Source organism: Microbispora sp. ATCC PTA-5024 (assembly GCF_000511135.2).
GTDB classification, from domain to species: Bacteria; Actinomycetota; Actinomycetes; order Streptosporangiales; family Streptosporangiaceae; genus Microbispora; species Microbispora corallina.
On the sequence record NZ_KI866524.1, the window covers coordinates 1,180,242 to 1,182,173 of the forward strand.

Annotated in this window: 2 protein-coding genes; one reads left to right on the forward strand and one right to left on the reverse strand. The window is 68.5% G+C overall.

Annotated elements, in window-relative coordinates; all coding sequences use genetic code 11:
• Window positions 1–758: 758 nt before the first annotated feature.
• Entirely contained in the window at window positions 759–1,211 is a 453-nt protein-coding gene (locus MPTA5024_RS26060) for a MarR family winged helix-turn-helix transcriptional regulator (RefSeq protein ID WP_036328883.1), read from the reverse strand.
• A 119-nt stretch (window positions 1,212–1,330) separates the two neighbouring features.
• Here MPTA5024_RS26060 and MPTA5024_RS26065 point away from each other — a divergent pair, with 119 nt between their 5' ends.
• On the forward strand, window positions 1,331–1,777 hold the full coding sequence (locus tag MPTA5024_RS26065) for a MarR family winged helix-turn-helix transcriptional regulator (RefSeq protein ID WP_036328885.1): 447 nt from the start codon (window positions 1,331–1,333) through the stop codon (window positions 1,775–1,777).
• The last annotated feature ends 155 nt before the right edge of the window (window positions 1,778–1,932 follow it).

Consider the following 1,932-nt stretch of genomic DNA (forward strand, 5'->3'; position numbering starts at 1 on the left):
GGGTATGGCGCTTTCGCCCATGACTGAGCCTCCACACGATGAAACGCGAAAAGGGGGAACGCGGGGACATCTCCCGAGATCGACGCCGCGCTCCGTCACCCGGAACGCACACCACGACGGCGTCGCGAACGGCGGCCTCTGCCGCGCACCACCGACCTGGCAGAGAAAGGCCGCCTGGGGACACAGTGTGGAAACCGCACCGAAACATGTCAAGGGCGGGCGTAGAAACTTTCGGCCCCCGGGACATGGAGGACGCGCCCCGCACCTGCGGCGACGGCCAGCTCGGCGCGGCGAAATCTCCCCCTCGCCCGCACCGGCGATCGCAGCGGGCGGATGGCTGAACGTTTCATCACCGCCCCGGCGGCGAAGGGGCCGGTGAACGCGATACCGGCAGATGAGCGCGCCCCCGCGCCTCCCGCGGACCCTCTCGTCACCCGCCGGCCCTTGACGGTGGCTCCCCGCCTCCGATTTGCTCCGCGGCACCACCACCTCCCTTGCAACCGACGGAGAGGGGCACCTGACCGGCCGAAATTGTTAACGCTAACACTTTCATCGGCGCGCACTCCCGCGACGGCGCACCACCCCGCCTGCGGGACCCCGCCTGGCCTCTCCGGCCGTCCACCGCTCCACCCATGCTCAACTACGCGGCGTTTGTCGGATGCACGGAACCGGAGCGTGTCTCCGCCGCTGCTCAGCGGTGGTGTGCAGGAAGGAGTCACCCCTCACCGGGCGGCAAGGGGTGACCTCTCGTTCCGTTGTCAGGAGTCGAGCAGGAGGGTCGCGCGCTCGTCCACTGCCAGGAGCACCGTGACCGCGGCGTCGAGGAGGTCTGGGTCGATGCCGTCACTGGCGGCGTCGGTGGTCCTGCGGGCGTGGGCGTAGAGGCGTGCGAAGTGGGCTTCTCCTTCCTCTGTGAGTTCTGCGGTGGGCATGGGCGCGTTCGGCTGGTAGGTGATGTGGCCTGCTGCGGCGGTGTTCTTCAGCAGGCTGATGACGGCCGCCTCGGGAAGGTCCATGCGGCGGTTCATCTCGGCCACGACGATCTGGACAGGCGTCGGCGATGTCCGCTCCGCCAGCAAGGTGAGGAGCATCCACTCGGGGAAGCCGGTGTCGAAGTCGGCGAGGGCCCGGCGGTGCAGCTTGCCGACCTTCCGGGCGGCCTCGCCGAGTGCGCGGCCAAGGCTGGGACGGGGCATGGCGGTCTCGGTCATGCGGATCTCCGATCCATCTCGATTGATTGATGGTCGCGCCAACAACTACGCCGTCAACCTATCCGAGATTGATGGTTCTGCCAACGATGGCGGCACCAATCATCTGTTAGTGTGCGGTTGTGGAGATCGCTGAGCACACCACTCCCGCCCGGCTGAGGACGCTGCCCAGCTGGTTGATCAATCAGGCGGCCATCAGGGCGAACAGAGTGACAGACCAGGCTCTGGCCGGCCTCGGTTCACGCCGGCACCACTTCGCCATGCTTGCCGCGCTGGAGGAGTCCGGGCCGTCAAGTCAGGCTGACCTGGGGCGATGCACGGCCATTGATCGCAGCGACGTGGCGGCCGCGATCGACACTCTCGCCGAGCAGGGGTACGTCCGGCGCGGCGCCGATCCCAGCGACGGCCGCCGCAACGTCATCACCATCACCACCGAGGGAACCGGCCACCTTCGAAGCCTCGGCGCCGCCGTGGCCGCCGCTCAGGACGAACTGCTGCGCTCCTGGTCCGCGGCCGAACGAGACACCCTCCTCGAGCTGCTGACGCGGATCGTCGACAAGGTCCCTTGATCACGGCACAGGACCGCGGAGCGGATCCTGACGGGCACGACGTCGACGGTGCCGCTGCGAACGGAGGCGGCCGGGTGCGTTCCGCACCCGGCCGCCCGCGTCGTCACGGAGTCGTCGCCGACGACCCGGTGGTCTTCCCTAACACCCCTGCATCC